The organism is Phytobacter ursingii, from assembly GCF_001022135.1.
In the GTDB taxonomy this organism is placed as follows: Bacteria; Pseudomonadota; Gammaproteobacteria; order Enterobacterales; family Enterobacteriaceae; genus Phytobacter; species Phytobacter ursingii.
Genome location: NZ_CP011602.1, coordinates 4,752,733 through 4,768,465, shown reverse-complemented (window position 1 = coordinate 4,768,465; position 15,733 = coordinate 4,752,733). Strand labels below are relative to the sequence as shown.

The window sequence follows — 15,733 nt, the reverse complement described above, 5'->3', positions numbered from 1 at the left end:
GCGATGAGCACAAAAGCGATTTATCCCGGTACGTTTGATCCCATTACCAACGGGCATATTGATATCGTGACCCGCGCCGCCGCCATGTTCGATCAGGTGGTACTGGCGATTGCCGCCAGCCCAAGCAAAAAACCGATGTTTACGCTCGATGAGCGCGTGGCGCTGGCTCAGGAAGCGACCAGACATATTCCTAACGTCACGGTGACAGGCTTTAGCGATCTGATGGCCAATTTTGCGCGTGCTCAACAGGCGAACATTTTGATTCGTGGTCTGCGTGCGGTGGCGGATTTTGAATATGAGATGCAACTGGCGCACATGAATCGCCATCTGATGCCTGACCTGGAAAGCGTATTTCTGATGCCATCAAAAGAGTGGTCGTTTATTTCGTCCACGCTGGTAAAAGAGGTGGCGCGCCATGCCGGTGATGTCACGCATTTTCTGCCCGCTAACGTGCATCAGGCGCTGCTGAAAAAGCTGCAGGATGCTCTTCCCGCAGGCGGCGCTTGACGCGCCTTGTCCGGGCTACCTGTCCACAGACGGCTGGAAACCAGGAGCCCGACTAAGCGCAACGCGAGCCGGGATAAACGCAACCACCGCACTTTACTTCTGGCACTGGCGGCAATAAAAGGTCGCGCGCTGTGCATGCTTCGACGCGATAATCGGCGTACCACATACCCGGCACGGTTCACCTTTACGTCCATAGACCTGCAATTCCTGCGCAAAATACCCGGGTTTGCCATCGCTTTGCAGAAAGTCTTTCAGCGTGGTGCCGCCCTGCTCAATCGAGCGCAGCAGTACCGCTTTAATCACCCGCACCAGCAGTTCACACTCCTCACGTGACAGCGACGAGGCCAGTCGGTCAGGATGGATCCCGGCGGCAAACAGCGATTCGCTGGCGTAGATATTGCCCACCCCCACTACCAGCTTGTTATCCATCAGCCAGGGTTTGATGGCGGTTTTCTTCTTCGCGCATTTCTGTTGCAGGTAATCGGCGTTAAACGTCTCGCTTAGCGGTTCCGGCCCCAGATGCGCCAGAACATTGTGGCCTTCCAGCGCTTTCGTCCACAGCCAGGCCCCAAACCGTCGAGGATCGGTGTAGCGGAGGACTTTACCGTTGCTCATCACCAGGTCGACGTGATCGTGCTTTTCCGCCGGGAGCTCTTCGCTGAGGATACGCAGGCTGCCGGACATCCCCAGATGGATAATTATCCAGCCGTCCGGCAACTCCAGCAGCAGGTATTTGGCACGGCGCTGCACGCTGAGGACCGGTTTGTCACTCAGGCGATGAATTTCATCCGAGACAGGCCAGCGAAGGCGCCCGTTACGGACGATGGCATGAAGAATTTTGGCGCCAGCCAGATGCGGTTCAATGCCGCGGCGGCTGGTTTCTACCTCGGGTAATTCTGGCATGGCTATTTCTCCTTATTTCCCCAATGTAGTTTGCGTCACAGGAAGGCGGCAAGAAGTGAATCGCGGGTGCTTACCTGAGTAAGTGACCAGGGGGAGCGCACGAAGCTGACGCGCCTGCGGCTCAAACTACGAAGGGCAAAATGCAAAAAACCCCGCCGAAGCGAGGTTTTCGTACAAATAAAGCGCAAATTATTTAATTTTTGCTTCTTTGTAAAGAACGTGCTGACGGACAACTGGATCGAATTTTTTCAGTTCCAGTTTTTCCGGCTTAGTACGTTTGTTCTTCGTGGTGGTATAGAAGTGACCAGTACCAGCAGAAGAAACCAGCTTGATTTTCTCACGAATACCTTTAGCCATGATTTATTTCCTCTAAGTACTTAGTACTTTTCGCCACGGGCACGCAGTTCAGACAGAACTGTATCGATGCCTTTCTTATCGATTACACGCATACCTTTAGCAGATACGCGCAGGGTGACAAAACGCTTCTCGCTCTCAACCCAGAAACGGTGAGAGTGCAGGTTCGGCAGGAAACGGCGTTTAGTCGCGTTCAGTGCGTGGGAACGGTTGTTACCGGTCACCGGACGCTTGCCAGTAACTTGGCAGACTCGGGACATGTCTATTCTCCAAAAATCAAATTAGCTCGAGCTTCGTATGGGGTATTGGCGCCTCGTCAGGCTTTCACAGCCTGGTCTGACGGTTCTAAGCGAACTCGTGTAGCCAGGCCCAATTGCCAAACCCGAGATTCTCAAAGGTGGCGTAGTATACGCTGAGTCGGCGATGTGCTCAAGTCCCGAACAGACAAAGATCCCGATGGATCGCCCAAAGAGGTCTAAATCCAGCCCCGTTCTGCGAACGAAACGTACTCTCCACGGCCTATCACCAGATGATCGAGCACACGAATATCCATAAACTGACAGCACTTCACCACCCTTTCGGTGATGATTCTATCCGCTTTGCTGGGTTCAGCGCTACCCGAAGGATGATTATGTGCAAGGATCACGGCGGCGGCATTCACTTTAATCGCCTCGCGGACAATCTCGCGCGGATGCACTTCCACTTGATTAATGGTGCCGGAAAAAAGACGGCAATGCTTCAACACCCGGTTTTGGTTGTCGAGAAAGATCGCCATAAAGATCTCGCGCTCTTCGCCTGTCAGCTGGCTTTGCAGAAATTCCCGGGTCATCTCCGGGCTTAATAATGATGTTTCTTCCAGTAGCCGTACGCTGTAGTAACGCCGCGCAAGTTCGGCAATCCCTTTCAGTTGCGCGTATTTCGCCACCCCAATGCCGTTAACCCTGGCAAAATCTTTGTAGTCCGCCGAGAGCAGCCCGTAGAGTGAACCGAAGTGCTGCAGCAAGTCGCGGGAAAGCGTCATCACTGATTTCCCCCGCGTGCCAGTGCGTAAAAACAGCGCCAGTAGTTCGATATCTGTCAGCGACTCGATACCCGCACTCATCATTTTTTCTCTGGGTAATGGGGGTAAAAAAACCGTTTCCATGTCACATCCTCCCTTTTACGCACCATGCTGCCACAAGCGAAAAGGCGCATCGACACGGGATCGCCACGCTTGCGTAATACCTCGCAAAGAGCACGACGGGCAAAAGCACGACAACAACAGGATTGTGATAAAATGCCCGCCTTCTGGTGAAATCCAACAGGAAAGAGTCATGATGAGTCTGGCGGGTAAAAAAATCGTTCTCGGCATAAGCGGCGGTATTGCGGCTTATAAAGCGCCTGAACTGGTGCGTCGTCTGCGCGATCGGGGCGCCGATGTGCGCGTAGCGATGACCGAAGCGGCGAAAGCCTTTATTACGCCGCTGAGCCTGCAGGCCGTTTCAGGCTACCCGGTTTCCGACAGCCTGCTCGACCCGGCTGCCGAAGCCGCAATGGGCCATATTGAGCTTGGTAAATGGGCCGACCTGGTGATTCTCGCCCCCGCCACCGCCGATTTAATCGCGCGCGTTGCGGCGGGTATGGCCAATGACCTGGTGTCGACGATTTGTCTTGCCACGCCTTCTCCGGTTGCGGTTGTGCCCGCCATGAACCAGCAGATGTATCGCGCCGCCGCCACGCAGCACAATTTAGAGGTGCTGGCCTCGCGCGGGCTGTTATTGTGGGGCCCCGATAGCGGCAGCCAGGCCTGCGGGGACATCGGACCGGGCCGGATGCTGGATCCGCTAACCATCGTTGATCTCGCCGCCGCGCATTTCTCGCCTGTCAACGATCTGCAACATCTGAATATCATGATTACCGCCGGTCCAACCCGTGAGCCGCTGGACCCGGTGCGTTATATTACGAACCACAGTTCCGGTAAGATGGGCTTTGCCATCGCTGCGGCGGCCGCCCGTCGTGGCGCTAACGTGACACTGGTATCAGGCCCGGTGTCACTGGCAACGCCAGCCTGGGTAAAACGGATTGACGTGACCACCGCGCTGGAAATGGAGGCCGCCGTACAGGGCCTCGCTCAGCAGCAGCATATTTTTATTGGCTGTGCCGCCGTTGCGGATTATCGCGCTGCCGCCATTGCCGACGAAAAAATCAAAAAACAAGGCGATGAATTAACAATAAAAATGGTCAAAAACCCGGATATTGTCGCCGGTGTCGCCGCATTGACCGAGCATCGCCCCTATGTCGTTGGGTTTGCCGCCGAAACAAATAATGTGGAAGAATATGCCCGGCAAAAACGTGCCCGCAAAAACCTTGACCTGATTTGTGCCAATGACGTTTCGCAATCAGATCAAGGGTTTAATAGCGACAATAACGCTTTACATCTTTTCTGGCAGGATGGCGATAAACATTTACCGCTAAAGAGCAAGGAAGAGTTAGGCCACTTATTACTGGACGAGATCGTTACCCGTTATGATGAAAAAAATCGACGTTAAGATTCTGGACCCGCGTGTAGGTAAGCAGTTTCCACTGCCTACTTACGCCACCGCCGGTTCTGCCGGCCTTGATCTGCGAGCCTGTCTCGATGACGCCGTAGAGCTGGCGCCGGGCGCTACCACTCTGCTGCCAACCGGTCTGGCGATTCATATTGCCGATCCGTCGCTTGCCGCAGTGATTCTGCCGCGTTCTGGCCTCGGCCATAAGCATGGTATTGTGCTGGGTAATCTGGTGGGACTTATTGACTCTGACTATCAGGGGCAATTAATGGTATCCGTCTGGAACCGTGGTCAGGACAGCTTTACCATTGAACCCGGTGAGCGCATCGCGCAAATGGTATTTGTTCCGGTCGTTCAGGCTGAATTTAATCTGGTTGAAGAGTTTGACGCCACAGATCGTGGTGAAGGTGGCTTCGGTCACTCCGGGCGTAAATAAGCAGCCCATTTAACGCATCCTGCGGCGACATAACGCCATAACATTTCCGCAAACGCCGGTTTGCGGCCGCCGCGTGGATGTTCGCCTGATAAGCGCTTATTTCAGGGGTATTTTGCAACATGGCAGAAAAACAAACCGCGAAAAGGAATCGTCGCGAAGAAATACTTCAGTCTCTGGCACTGATGCTTGAATCCAGCGATGGAAGTCAACGCATCACTACGGCAAAACTGGCGGCGTCTGTTGGCGTCTCCGAGGCCGCTTTGTACCGACATTTCCCTAGCAAGACACGCATGTTCGATAGCCTCATTGAGTTTATCGAAGATAGCCTGATTACACGCATTAACCTGATCATGAAAGATGAAAAGGACACCACAGCGCGCCTGCGTCTGATCGTGCAATTGATTCTGGGGTTTGGTGAGCGTAATCCTGGGCTGACCCGCATTCTTACTGGTCATGCGCTGATGTTTGAACAGGATCGCTTACAGGGGCGTATCAATCAGCTTTTTGAGCGTATCGAATCCCAGATTCGTCAGGTACTGCGCGAAAAGAAGATGCGTGAAGGTGAAGGCTACGTCACTGACGAAACGCTGCTGGCAAGTCAGTTGCTGTCGTTTTGTGAAGGAATGCTGTCACGCTATGTGCGTAGCGAGTTCAAATACAGCCCGACCGATGAGTTTGAAGCACGCTGGCCATTGCTGGCGGCGCAGTTGCAGTAAACGATAAGTTATCCCGGATGGCGGTTAACCGCCTTATCCGGGCAACTTTATCGATGTATCCCCGATAAGCGCGGCGCCACCGGGAATACTATCAAACGCCGAACTCTTTCCGGTATGCCCGTACCGCAGCCAGATGGTCAGCCATCTCCGGCTTCTCTTCCAGATAAGCAATCAGCTCTTTCAGGGTGACAATTGAAATCACTTTGCAACCGTAGTCGCGTTCAACTTCCTGGATCGCGGAAATATCCGCACGTCCACGCTCCTGACGATCAAGAGAGATCAGCACGCCAGCCAGCGTCGCACCGTGCGCCTTGATGATCTCCATGGACTCGCGAATTGCCGTACCAGCCGTGATCACATCATCCACCAGCATGACGCGGCCCTGCAATGCGCTTCCCACCAGCGTACCGCCTTCGCCGTGGTCTTTGGCTTCTTTGCGGTTAAAACAATACGGCACGTCACGCTCATGGTGCTCAGCCAGTGCGACCGCTGTGGTGGTCGCAATAGGGATACCTTTGTAGGCCGGACCAAACAGCAGGTCGAAATCAATTTTCGAATCCACCAGCGCTTCGGCGTAAAAACGGCCCAGCAACGCCAGGTCGCGCCCGGTATTAAACAGGCCGGCGTTAAAGAAATAGGGGCTTTTACGCCCGGATTTCAGGGTGAACTCGCCAAACTTGAGTACCTGTTTGTTAAGCGCAAACTCAATAAACTCACGCTGATACTGTTTCATGGATTCGCTCCTCATCTTAGAACCAGCCTCATTAGGCTCTTTCTTTTTAACGGACAAAAAAAAGGCGACTTCTCAGTCGCCTTAAAAACTAGTTTTCCAACGCCGCTTTCTGCGTCGCGATAATCGATTCGATTCCCCCTCGGGCCAACGCCAGCAAGGTCAGGAGTTCCTCATGGGTGAACGGCTCGCCCTCGGCGGTCCCCTGAACTTCAATGATGCGGCCATCTTCGGTCATCACTACGTTCATGTCGGTTTCCGCTGCGGAGTCTTCAACGTATTCCAGATCGCAAACCGCTTCGCCATTGACGATGCCGACAGAAACCGCAGCCACCAGCCCTTTCATCGGGTTCGCTTTCAGTTTGCCTGCGCTTACCAGCGCGTTCAACGCATCGGCCAGCGCAACGCATGCACCGGTGATGGAAGCAGTACGGGTGCCGCCATCGGCCTGAATTACGTCGCAGTCCAGGGTGATGGTGTATTCACCCAGCGCGGTTAAGTCGACGGCCGCACGCAGCGCACGGGCGATAAGGCGTTGAATTTCCATGGTGCGCCCGCCCTGTTTACCCTTCGCCGCTTCGCGGGCATTACGGGTGTGGGTAGAGCGTGGCAGCATGCCATATTCAGCGGTAATCCAGCCCTGGCCCTGACCTTTCAGAAAACGCGGTACACCCTCTTCAAGGGTGGCGGTGCACAGCACTTTGGTATCACCGAATTCAACCAGCACGGAGCCTTCTGCGTGTTTTGTATAGTGGCGAGTCAGGGTGACGGGACGCACCTCGGTGGTGCTACGGCCTGCTGGACGCATGATGATTTCTCCGGCTGTTACGAATGTGGCTGCGCATTATACTGGCTTACCGAGGTTATTCCTATCCTGATAAGCCCGTGAAAGCTATAATCCCCGCATCTCTCCTTAAAAAACGGGAACGTCTATGATCCGCAGTATGACCGCCTACGCCCGGCGTGAAATCAAGGGTAGCTGGGGCTCTGCCTCCTGGGAACTGCGCTCGGTAAACCAGCGTTATCTTGAAACTTACTTCCGTCTGCCGGAACAATTTCGTAGCCTGGAACCCGTGGTTCGCGAGCGCATCCGTGCGCGTCTGACTCGCGGGAAAATCGAATGTAATTTACGTTTTGAACCTGATGCCAGCGCGCAAGGCGAGCTGATTCTCAACGAAAAACTGGCAAAGCAGCTGGTGAACGCCGCCAACTGGGTCAAAATGCAGAGCGATGAAGGCGAAATCAACCCGGTGGATATTCTGCGCTGGCCGGGTGTTATGGCCGCTCAGGAGCAGGATCTGGATGCGATTGCCGCCGAAATTCTGTCAGCACTTGATGGCGCGCTGGATGACTTTATCGTTTCCCGTGAAACCGAAGGCCAGGCGCTGAAAACGTTGATTGAGCAGCGCCTTGAAGGCGTGAGCACCGAAGTGAAAAAAGTGCGTGCACAGATGCCGGAAATCCTGCAGTGGCAACGTGACCGCCTGGTTGCCAAACTGGAAGATGCGCAGGTTCAACTCGAAAATAATCGCCTTGAACAAGAGCTGGTGCTCATGGCGCAGCGCATTGACGTTGCCGAAGAGCTGGATCGTCTGGACGCACACGTCAAAGAAACCTGGAACATCCTTAAGAAGAAAGAGGCTGTGGGTCGCCGTCTCGACTTTATGATGCAGGAGTTCAACCGTGAGTCGAATACCCTGGCGTCTAAGTCCATTAATGCCGATGTCACCAATTCCGCCATTGAGCTAAAAGTGTTGATTGAGCAGATGCGCGAACAGATTCAGAATATCGAGTAAATTCTAAGTCGAACTCTTGAAGTCTCACAACATCGCAGAGATATCAACAAGCCCGTGTAATAACGGGCTTTTTTGATTCCATAGAATCTCACATGATCTCACTACAGCGCACGTTTACCGTGTACATAGTTGTGTATATAATCAGATTATGTACACATACAGTTATGTACACAGTAAGAACTTCATTGGGGACGAGTGATGGCGAAACTAACGGATATCCAGATCAAAGCATGGGTGCGATCTGGGGAACGATTTGATGGCCGTTCTGATGGTAATGGCCTGTATTTATGTTTTCCTAAAAACTACGCCATTCCATTCTGGCGCTTCCGCTACCGGTTTGTCGGGAAACAGAGAGCCATGGTTATTGGCACTTACTCTGAACTTTCACTCGCTAAAGCACGAGAAACGGCTAAAGAACTTTCCGCTCGTGTTGCGCTAGGTTACGACGTTGCAGGAGAAAAGCAGGAACGCAAAGCTGAGGCGCTCAAAAAGATAGAAGAAGAAAAAAATGCCCTAAAGGTTGCCGAACTAGCCCAAGAGTACTTTGAGCGCCAGATCTTAGGGAACTGGAAGCATCCAGATATCCTACGCCGTCGTATCGAAAAAGACATCAATCCAAATATTGGGCATCTTAAAATCGAAGATGTTCGCCCTCGCCATATTGATGATATGTTGCAGAAAATCATCGCACGAAACGCTCCTACAGTGGCCAATGATGTCCTCCGCTGGACCCGCCGCATCTTCAACTATGGGATCAAACGCCATATGCTGGAGAGCAACCCCACAACAGCGTTTGAGATCGCTGATGCTGGAGGTAAAGAGAAATCCCGGGAACGTTGGCTGACCAGAGAAGAACTGATTAAATTCTTTCAGGCCATGCGTATTACTCAAGGATTTTCTCGGCAAAACGAGTTGACCATGAAGCTTCTACTTGCCCTCTGTTGTAGAAAAATGGAACTCTGCGCTGCTCAGTGGGTTGAATTTGATTTAGATAACGCCATCTGGCATTTACCTGCCGAGCGGGTAAAGAACGGTGATGCTATTGATATCCCCTTACCAGCGATAACCGTTGAGTGGTTGAAAGAGCTACGCCAAATGTCACTCAATAGCCAGTGGGTATTACCTGCGCGTAAAATGCAACACAGAATGATCCCTCACATACAGGAAAGCACGCTGCCCGTCGCGCTGGCAAAAGTTCGCAGCAACCTCCCCGAGGTACCAAATTTCACCATCCATGATTTCCGTCGCACAGGACGCTCACACTTAGCCGCACTGGGTGTTGACCCTGTTGTTGCAGAGCGCTGTTTAAACCACCGCATCAAAGGCGTTGAAGGCATTTATAACCGTTATGAGTACTTTCAGGAACGTAAAGCAGCCTTAGATCAATGGGCAGAATTGTTGGAATCGCTGGAGCGTGGTGAGGATTATAATGTTACGTCGATAAGAAACAGTAAAAAGTCAGTTAAACAACGCTATTGAAGGAATTACTTTACTAAGAGTAATGGAACCGTAATGGATTAATGGGGTGGAGATACTTGTACCATGCCATGCAGTTGCCTCAAATTGCAAGCTGATGAATGTCCTGTCCTGCTTTAAGCCAATTGTTCGATCGATATAAAACAGCCCCAGCAAAATACATCTTAAAACGTTGTAAGTATGGTAAATTTATGTTAGTGATTATAAATTTCAGTATAACATTTAAATGGAGTTGATATGATTGACTTTGTTTTTGGTAAAAAAAGTAATCCTGCTGCTGTAGACGCGTTAGTCAGTTCTCTTTCATCATTTGATGCAGAAGGCACTCTTTATATTGGTTATCCAATGTTTGACTCGGGTAACGAAGCAATGTTAACAGATGCAATGCTTATTACCCTCCAGCATGGTGTAGTAATATTTGATCTAACAACACTCAGTGAAACAAACACTGATAAAATTTTTGAATATCAGGATGAGCTTTATAGAGGTGTATTTCAAAAGTTCTTATCTCAGAAAGAGTTACTTAAAAGAAGAGATCTTGCCTTTGATATAAAAGTTATTTCTATAAGGAATGACGAATTAAAAGATGATTCATTTTCAACTATGGAAAGTTTAGTTGAAAAGATTTCAGAGTTTGACGCATTAGATTTGCAATTATTCAAGCAGATTAATGCAACAATACAAAAGACAGATGTGCTAAAGCCGTCCAAAAAAAGAAGCAACGTTACGCGCGAAGATTCTTATGGCGGTATAATGAAAAGTATTGAAAAAGAAATAGCTAATTTAGACTCATGGCAGAAAAAGGCTGCAATTGAAAGCCCCGATAAGCCTCAACGAATAAGGGGGCTTGCGGGCTCAGGTAAAACAATTATCTTAGCTATGAAAGCTGCTTATCTACATGCTTATGAAGATGACAAGAGAATTGTAGTTACATTCCAGAGTCGCACACTATATCAGCAATTTAAGAGACTTATAGAAAAGTTTTATTTTGATCATAAGAAAGATGAACCTGACTACAATTTCCTAACGATTCAACATGCATGGGGAGGAGCCGAAAAAGGTGTGTATTCCGAGATTTGTAATTATTTGAGTTATAGCCCAATGAACTGGTATGCTGCCGAATCCAAATATGGAAGAGACGATGCATTCAAAGGAATATGCAAAGAGTTACTTGATTTTATTGGTGATAAAGATTTCCCTCCTATTTATGATTACGTGCTTATTGACGAAGCACAGGATTTCCCAGAAGAGTTTTTTAAATTAGTATATAAATTCACTAGAGATCCCCAAAAAATCGTCTGGGCATATGATGAACTACAAAACTTAGGAGAGTATAAGATGCTGCCTCCGGAAGACTTATTCGGGGCAGACGAAAACTCAATCCCTCTAGTCACTTTGCAAAATTTAAAAGATAAACCTCAGCAAGATGTTATGCTCCCCATTTGTTATAGAAATCCACCATGGACTCTTACTCTAGCTTTAGCATTTGGGCTTGGTATTTATCGTGAAGGTGGACTAGTGAGGATGTTCAGAGAGCCAACATTCTGGAATAATATTGGCTTTGAAACAGTTGGTGGTAACCTCCGATTTGGATCAGGAGTAACTCTTCAAAGAGCTAAAGATAGAACTCCAGATTTCTTTTATGATCTTATAAATCCTGAAAATGCTATTGTTGTTAATAAACACACTACAAATGAAGAGCAAGCAAAGTGGGTGGCAAATCAAATTAAAGAAAATATTGAGAATCAGGAGCTTGAGCCAAGCGATATATTAATAATTTATCCTGTTCCTTATACTATGGCAAAGCAAGCTGCTTATTTAACTTATGAGTTACGAAATTTAAATATTGATTGTCATATAGTGGGGAAAGATTCTAGTAGGGATCTTATTTTTAAAGAGAAATCTGTAGCCATAACACATATACATCGTGCTAAGGGTAACGAAGCAGCCATGGTTTATGTGATGAATGCTCAGTTCTATCAAGGGGGGTATGAGCTAGGCAAGAAGAGGAATTCTTTATTTACAGCAATAACCAGAACAAAGGCATGGTTACGTATTAATGGTGTAGGCCCTGAAATGGATGTGTTGATGAAAGAATATGAAGAAGTTGTTAATCAAAACTACCGTCTTTCGTTTACTTACCCCGAACCAGGAGTTATGGATAAGATGGATAATACATATGGTGATAAGAGCGAGGAACAGCGTAATGAACTAGCGACAAGCTTTGAGCAAATAAAAAGAATTAAAAAAATGCTCAGCAGTGGAGAGCTTACATTGGAAGATGTACCTGAAGACATTCGAGGGATATTTGGGGAATAATCATGGCAATAAGACCTGAAACGATGATGCAACATTTGAATAAGTTATGTTTTGAATGGGATAAGGCTGGGTTATCTTTAGACTCTAATAGTTCATGTATTCGCCAAGCGGGAGAAGGAAAGTTATTAGTCAGCTGGAATAGTGATAATATTGTACTAAAGGAAAATGAATTCTCATCACTATCAGAATATTTGACATTGCTATTAGGTTCTCATTACACGCTAGTATTATTCGATGGATCAATTATTCAAATCTCATATACAATACATCGAAATGAAATTGTAGGGCATAGATTATGTTGGTATCCATCTCCAATCGAGTTGGCTGATATTAATGAAATTGATGATATAGTATATAAAATACAACTAATATTAAAAGAAGGCAGTGATGCATTAGAGGATTTTATAACTGCCCCAAATAAATCCCCTTCAGTCAATATAAAAGGGATTTATGGTAAGAGCCCTATTAGATTTGACTATTGCATAGTACCAGACTATCAAAAAGATGCTCATCCTGACGTACACTTGCATATAAGCTCTGAGGAGTGCAGAATTCCTGTAAAAACACCATTATGTATAAGGATGTTTATGAAGTTTCTTGTTGAAAACTTTTATTCTCATATTCCTTTGGAAGGAGTTCTTGTTAATGGGTTACCAAGTTGGGAAAACAATGACATGCTAACTCAGCATCATAAAAACAAAATGCACTTTAATTATCAAAGATGAGTTCGCACTAACTCTATTTTATTATAATCAATATGCATTATGAGATTGATTTACTAATATGATGTTAAGAGCTATTAATAAAAAATTTCAATACGGGAATGTCTGTTAATGAGTGCACAAAACATGGGAATACCGGACTTTGTATATAATGAACTAAAACAAGCGTTAAAAAAAAGATTGCATCGAATAATAAGAAAACTAAGACACATAAATTACCGAACAGAAGACTCATATTTTATAGCCCTTTTCTCAGCATTGCAGACAGATGAGATTTTTTTTGGCGATGGGTATTACCTAGATTTTTATTCAGCAAAGATGACCGATAGAGGGCGGAATTCTGCGGAAAGCAAAAATGGATGTGATTTCAGCCTGCTAATAAACTGGCACGATAAGACCAGTGTTAAATTACAAAAAGCGATTATTGGTCAGGCCAAAAACGAACCTTATAATGAGCTTTCAAATACCGAGAAAAAAAGACTTTATGATCAATGCGATGATATGGTAGCTGTAACAGAACATTATATTGTTACTTTTAGAAATGATGACGATATACTGCCTACAGTAAATCTCGGAACACCCCAAAATGGTGGTTTCACAAACGCAAAAATCCCATTGGATGAATATATTATAGACAAACTTTTGTCATGTTTACATGGGGAAACAAATATCGATAAAATACAGACTATGCTTAACAGCAAAATGGAGAAAGAAGATTCTTATCTCTTTTTTCTTAATACGAACTTACCTACTCCAACTTTAAACAAAAAAACTGACTAACTAAGAACATTAGAGAATAAGCCATTCCAGATAACAAATATAATCCAGGATGGCTTCTATTAACTTATCTCCAAACTTAAATTTCATAGAAACAGGATAATAGTTCTCAATATATCAAGCACTTAAAATCATACCTCATTTAATAATTCAGTATTAGTTATCGAATCTTTATTCCCGGAATTATTACATCACCCTTTAACTCCAGCTCATGCAAGCATTTTTTAATATTTGAACCACTGAGGTTCATATCCCCATGAACAGAAAATACCTCCGGCATTTTCCTGATATACGAGTATGTCCAGAAAAAATGGCCTTTAATGGTATGGATGCTTTCCGGCCATCTCCCGTGGAAGGTATTCAGAAAAACACAGGACATAAATCGTGTACTTTCCGGAATACGGAGATGAGGAGTTTTGTGAGTATCAATTGTATCGATGGCGAGAGGTAAAACGTGAAATTCATTGAAGAAGGTGATGTTCGGCGATAATTTGTTTGTCTGCGTGATTCTGACCTGTCCATGAAAATTAACACTGGCAGGAATTCGCAGCCTTCTGCCTGCTTCTGTATTGAAACTTATATCACCATATACATCGGTAAACTTACCGCACTTAACACGGTAACACCCACATTTTTTTAAATACATCCAGAAAGAAGACTGGTGTTTATATTTACTTTTCTTATTATGCATGATAACCCCGGTGCTGGCGTCTCTTTATTAGCTGGGCTATAAATCAGTCCCACACATTGTTTAATGAGCGAATGAATCCGTTCACTGCTAAAGCAATAAAATATCATTATTACATAATTTCGCGCGTAATCATGTACTTACAGTGACGGATATGATTTCTGGCATCATAATGCAGAGCAGATTACCAGGTGTTGCCGGGATTCATAAATGCGGAGTCTACGTAACTGTACCCGGATGCCTGCAGGTCAGAGACCAGTTCCTTCACTCTCTCCAGGTCAGAGGCCGGTGTGAAATTCTCACTGTCACTCTGTAGTGGCTGAAATTGTGTCTGACTGATGCGTGCGAGCCTGGTAAAAGCAGGGTTTCCTGAGTTCATATACCTGCCCATGATATCGATGGTTACTACCTGATTGCGCAGTCTGGTATTTCCGCCACGCACATTGATGCGGACAACCGGATTGTTGAGTATATAATACTGGCTACAGACATAATCTGTCATCGGCATCCCTACATACCCGCTTTCAGTCGGGGCCACAACCATCGTGTTTTGCATCCCCCCGAGATAGGAACCCGGAAATGCCGGGTCATGATTTAAACATTTTGCTGATACAGCCGTGGAAACAAAAAGCACAGCCGGGATAAGGATTTTCATATATTCCCCTGTAAACAGTATCTCAGTATGTACGGTAATGTGTTCCTGTTGCGACTTTCACCGGTATCAGTCAGCCATTATCCGCTCAAGTTCACCGCTGAAATAATATATATTATTTCCTTCCGGGGTTTTTAATTCCCACTGGCCTCGTTTAATCATGCAGATATCGGCCCTGAACGATATATCACTTTCCTGTATCGACAGAAAGACCGTGTCTGTCCGTATGCTTTTATTCCCTGAATATTCAATTACGCCACAGCCACTGTATCTGCCGTTTTCTTTTTGCAGCCGACAGTTCAGTGAGTAACGGTCAGTAATGCTGTCACCGGATATCTCAACCAGAATATCTCCGCGTTCAGTGATGCGGAATGTATTAAATATGAAGGAATCACCTTCGTTAAAAACGCATTGCCCTTCGAACTGCATGGTACTCATAGTCATCCCCGCTTTATTTTCTGAATATACGCACGTGGCGGCGAATGTGGTCTGTTTCGCCGTTTTCGTTACGGTAAAAATAGGCGACATGAAACGAGGTTTTGATGTGATTCCCCATAGCGGGTAAAGACCTGTACTCTCTGATAACAGAAAGCGTCAGCGGAGAATATGATAAGTCGAAAAGTATCAGAACCCCTTTCCCGTCGTATTTCAGCAGTTTTTTGACTTCTGTTGCCTGATATTCCGGACGCAGTGTGCAGGCCCGGTCATATCGCCGTCTGACAGCAAACTCCACCGCCACGTCATCAATCAAAAAATCCAGCCGACCGGAACCCCGCAGGGCACCCGGCAATATCCCCGGCACCTCCGGCGACACCTTATCCCCGAACCAGCCTAAAAGGTAGAATCTGAGCAGGGGTAAGAGTTCTCTTTCGCTGTATTCGCCGGGACACAATGTTTTGGTGAACTCCTTCCGCCACAAGGATGCATAGAGATATCTGAAACTGTTCACCACCTCACTGACGCTCACACTCATTCCTTTCCCCGCCTGTTTTTTTGTTCCGGTAACGCTGAGGCCAGACGTCCTCCGGACGCATATTCAAAGCCTGTGCAATCAGCCGTTCCGCCCCTGTATAGTGGCGTTCCATTGCTGCTTGTTTCATCACACTGATTTTCTCTTTTTTGTTTTCAT

The 15,733-nt window shown here is 47.1% G+C and carries 20 protein-coding genes; 9 read left to right on the top strand and 11 right to left on the bottom strand.

All coding sequences use genetic code 11. The features are described 5' to 3' along the window. Positions 1–3 precede the first annotated feature (3 nt). Positions 4–507, top strand: coding sequence for a pantetheine-phosphate adenylyltransferase (gene coaD, locus AB182_RS26040; protein ID WP_047372593.1), 504 nt, complete (start codon positions 4–6; stop codon positions 505–507). A 93-nt stretch (positions 508–600) separates the two neighbouring features. Here coaD and mutM read toward each other — a convergent pair whose 3' ends face one another. The 4 genes from mutM to radC form a co-directional block, all read right to left on the bottom strand. Further along, positions 601–1,410 (bottom strand): bifunctional DNA-formamidopyrimidine glycosylase/DNA-(apurinic or apyrimidinic site) lyase, encoded by an 810-nt coding sequence (mutM, locus tag AB182_RS26035; RefSeq protein ID WP_047372592.1) that lies wholly within the window; start codon positions 1,408–1,410, stop codon positions 601–603. A 189-nt stretch (positions 1,411–1,599) separates the two neighbouring features. Then, a complete protein-coding gene (gene rpmG / locus AB182_RS26030) occupies positions 1,600–1,767 on the bottom strand; it encodes a 50S ribosomal protein L33 (protein WP_003024094.1) in 168 nt (55 codons plus the stop codon). 20 nt (positions 1,768–1,787) lie between these two features. Continuing rightward, entirely contained in the window at positions 1,788–2,024 is a 237-nt protein-coding gene (gene rpmB / locus AB182_RS26025; RefSeq protein ID WP_002436699.1) for a 50S ribosomal protein L28, read from the bottom strand. A gap of 215 nt (positions 2,025–2,239) precedes the next feature. Continuing rightward, the gene (gene radC, locus AB182_RS26020; protein WP_047372591.1) at positions 2,240–2,908 is read right to left on the bottom strand and encodes a RadC family protein; all 669 of its coding nucleotides are present in this window, start codon (positions 2,906–2,908) and stop codon (positions 2,240–2,242) included. 172 nt (positions 2,909–3,080) lie between these two features. Between radC and coaBC the strand changes: the two genes are divergently transcribed. The 3 genes from coaBC to slmA all read left to right on the top strand — a co-directional run bounded on the left by coaBC (position 3,081) and on the right by slmA (position 5,444). Further along, complete coding sequence (gene coaBC, locus AB182_RS26015; RefSeq protein WP_120785470.1) at positions 3,081–4,292, top strand: bifunctional phosphopantothenoylcysteine decarboxylase/phosphopantothenate--cysteine ligase CoaBC; 1,212 nt, start codon at positions 3,081–3,083, stop codon at positions 4,290–4,292. After that, positions 4,270–4,728 (top strand): dUTP diphosphatase, encoded by a 459-nt coding sequence (gene dut, locus AB182_RS26010; RefSeq protein ID WP_039080113.1) that lies wholly within the window; start codon positions 4,270–4,272, stop codon positions 4,726–4,728. Before coaBC ends, dut begins: the two co-directional genes overlap by 23 nt. A 119-nt stretch (positions 4,729–4,847) precedes the next feature. Continuing rightward, entirely contained in the window at positions 4,848–5,444 is a 597-nt protein-coding gene (gene slmA, locus AB182_RS26005) for a nucleoid occlusion factor SlmA (protein WP_039080112.1), read from the top strand. A gap of 91 nt (positions 5,445–5,535) precedes the next feature. Here the strand turns inward: slmA and pyrE are convergent, their stop codons facing one another. Both pyrE and rph read right to left on the bottom strand, forming a co-directional pair. Next, on the bottom strand, positions 5,536–6,177 hold the full coding sequence (pyrE, locus tag AB182_RS26000) for an orotate phosphoribosyltransferase (RefSeq protein ID WP_047372589.1): 642 nt from the start codon (positions 6,175–6,177) through the stop codon (positions 5,536–5,538). 88 nt (positions 6,178–6,265) lie between these two features. After that, on the bottom strand, positions 6,266–6,982 hold the full coding sequence (gene rph, locus AB182_RS25995; protein WP_047372588.1) for a ribonuclease PH: 717 nt from the start codon (positions 6,980–6,982) through the stop codon (positions 6,266–6,268). Positions 6,983–7,106: 124 nt separating this feature from the next. Here rph and AB182_RS25990 point away from each other — a divergent pair, with 124 nt between their 5' ends. From AB182_RS25990 to AB182_RS25970, 5 genes are all read left to right on the top strand, one after another. Continuing rightward, positions 7,107–7,970, top strand: a complete 864-nt coding sequence (locus AB182_RS25990; RefSeq protein WP_047372587.1) for a YicC/YloC family endoribonuclease — start codon at positions 7,107–7,109, stop codon at positions 7,968–7,970. Between the two features lie 198 nt (positions 7,971–8,168). Beyond that, positions 8,169–9,449, top strand: a complete 1,281-nt coding sequence (locus tag AB182_RS25985; protein ID WP_047372586.1) for a tyrosine-type recombinase/integrase — start codon at positions 8,169–8,171, stop codon at positions 9,447–9,449. Positions 9,450–9,683: 234 nt separating this feature from the next. After that, a complete protein-coding gene (locus tag AB182_RS25980; RefSeq protein ID WP_047372585.1) occupies positions 9,684–11,765 on the top strand; it encodes a DEAD/DEAH box helicase in 2,082 nt (693 codons plus the stop codon). 2 nt (positions 11,766–11,767) lie between these two features. Beyond that, the gene (locus tag AB182_RS25975; RefSeq protein ID WP_047372584.1) at positions 11,768–12,490 is read left to right on the top strand and encodes a DUF2290 domain-containing protein; all 723 of its coding nucleotides are present in this window, start codon (positions 11,768–11,770) and stop codon (positions 12,488–12,490) included. 108 nt (positions 12,491–12,598) lie between these two features. Beyond that, entirely contained in the window at positions 12,599–13,267 is a 669-nt protein-coding gene (locus AB182_RS25970; RefSeq protein WP_047372583.1) for a hypothetical protein, read from the top strand. A gap of 157 nt (positions 13,268–13,424) precedes the next feature. Here AB182_RS25970 and AB182_RS25965 read toward each other — a convergent pair whose 3' ends face one another. From AB182_RS25965 to AB182_RS31135, 5 genes are all read right to left on the bottom strand, one after another. After that, entirely contained in the window at positions 13,425–13,955 is a 531-nt protein-coding gene (locus AB182_RS25965) for a hypothetical protein (protein ID WP_047372582.1), read from the bottom strand. A 181-nt stretch (positions 13,956–14,136) separates the two neighbouring features. After that, positions 14,137–14,607, bottom strand: a complete 471-nt coding sequence (locus AB182_RS25960) for a hypothetical protein (protein ID WP_223883567.1) — start codon at positions 14,605–14,607, stop codon at positions 14,137–14,139. A gap of 66 nt (positions 14,608–14,673) precedes the next feature. Further along, on the bottom strand, positions 14,674–15,042 hold the full coding sequence (locus AB182_RS25955; RefSeq protein WP_047372581.1) for a hypothetical protein: 369 nt from the start codon (positions 15,040–15,042) through the stop codon (positions 14,674–14,676). Between the two features lie 13 nt (positions 15,043–15,055). Continuing rightward, positions 15,056–15,577 carry a hypothetical protein gene (locus tag AB182_RS25950; RefSeq protein WP_047372580.1) on the bottom strand — a complete coding sequence of 174 codons (522 nt, stop codon included), beginning with the start codon at positions 15,575–15,577 and terminating at the stop codon, positions 15,056–15,058. Continuing rightward, positions 15,558–15,689 carry a helix-turn-helix domain-containing protein gene (locus AB182_RS31135; RefSeq protein WP_223883639.1) on the bottom strand — a complete coding sequence of 44 codons (132 nt, stop codon included), beginning with the start codon at positions 15,687–15,689 and terminating at the stop codon, positions 15,558–15,560. Before AB182_RS31135 ends, AB182_RS25950 begins: the two co-directional genes overlap by 20 nt. Between the last annotated feature and the right edge of the window lie 44 nt (positions 15,690–15,733).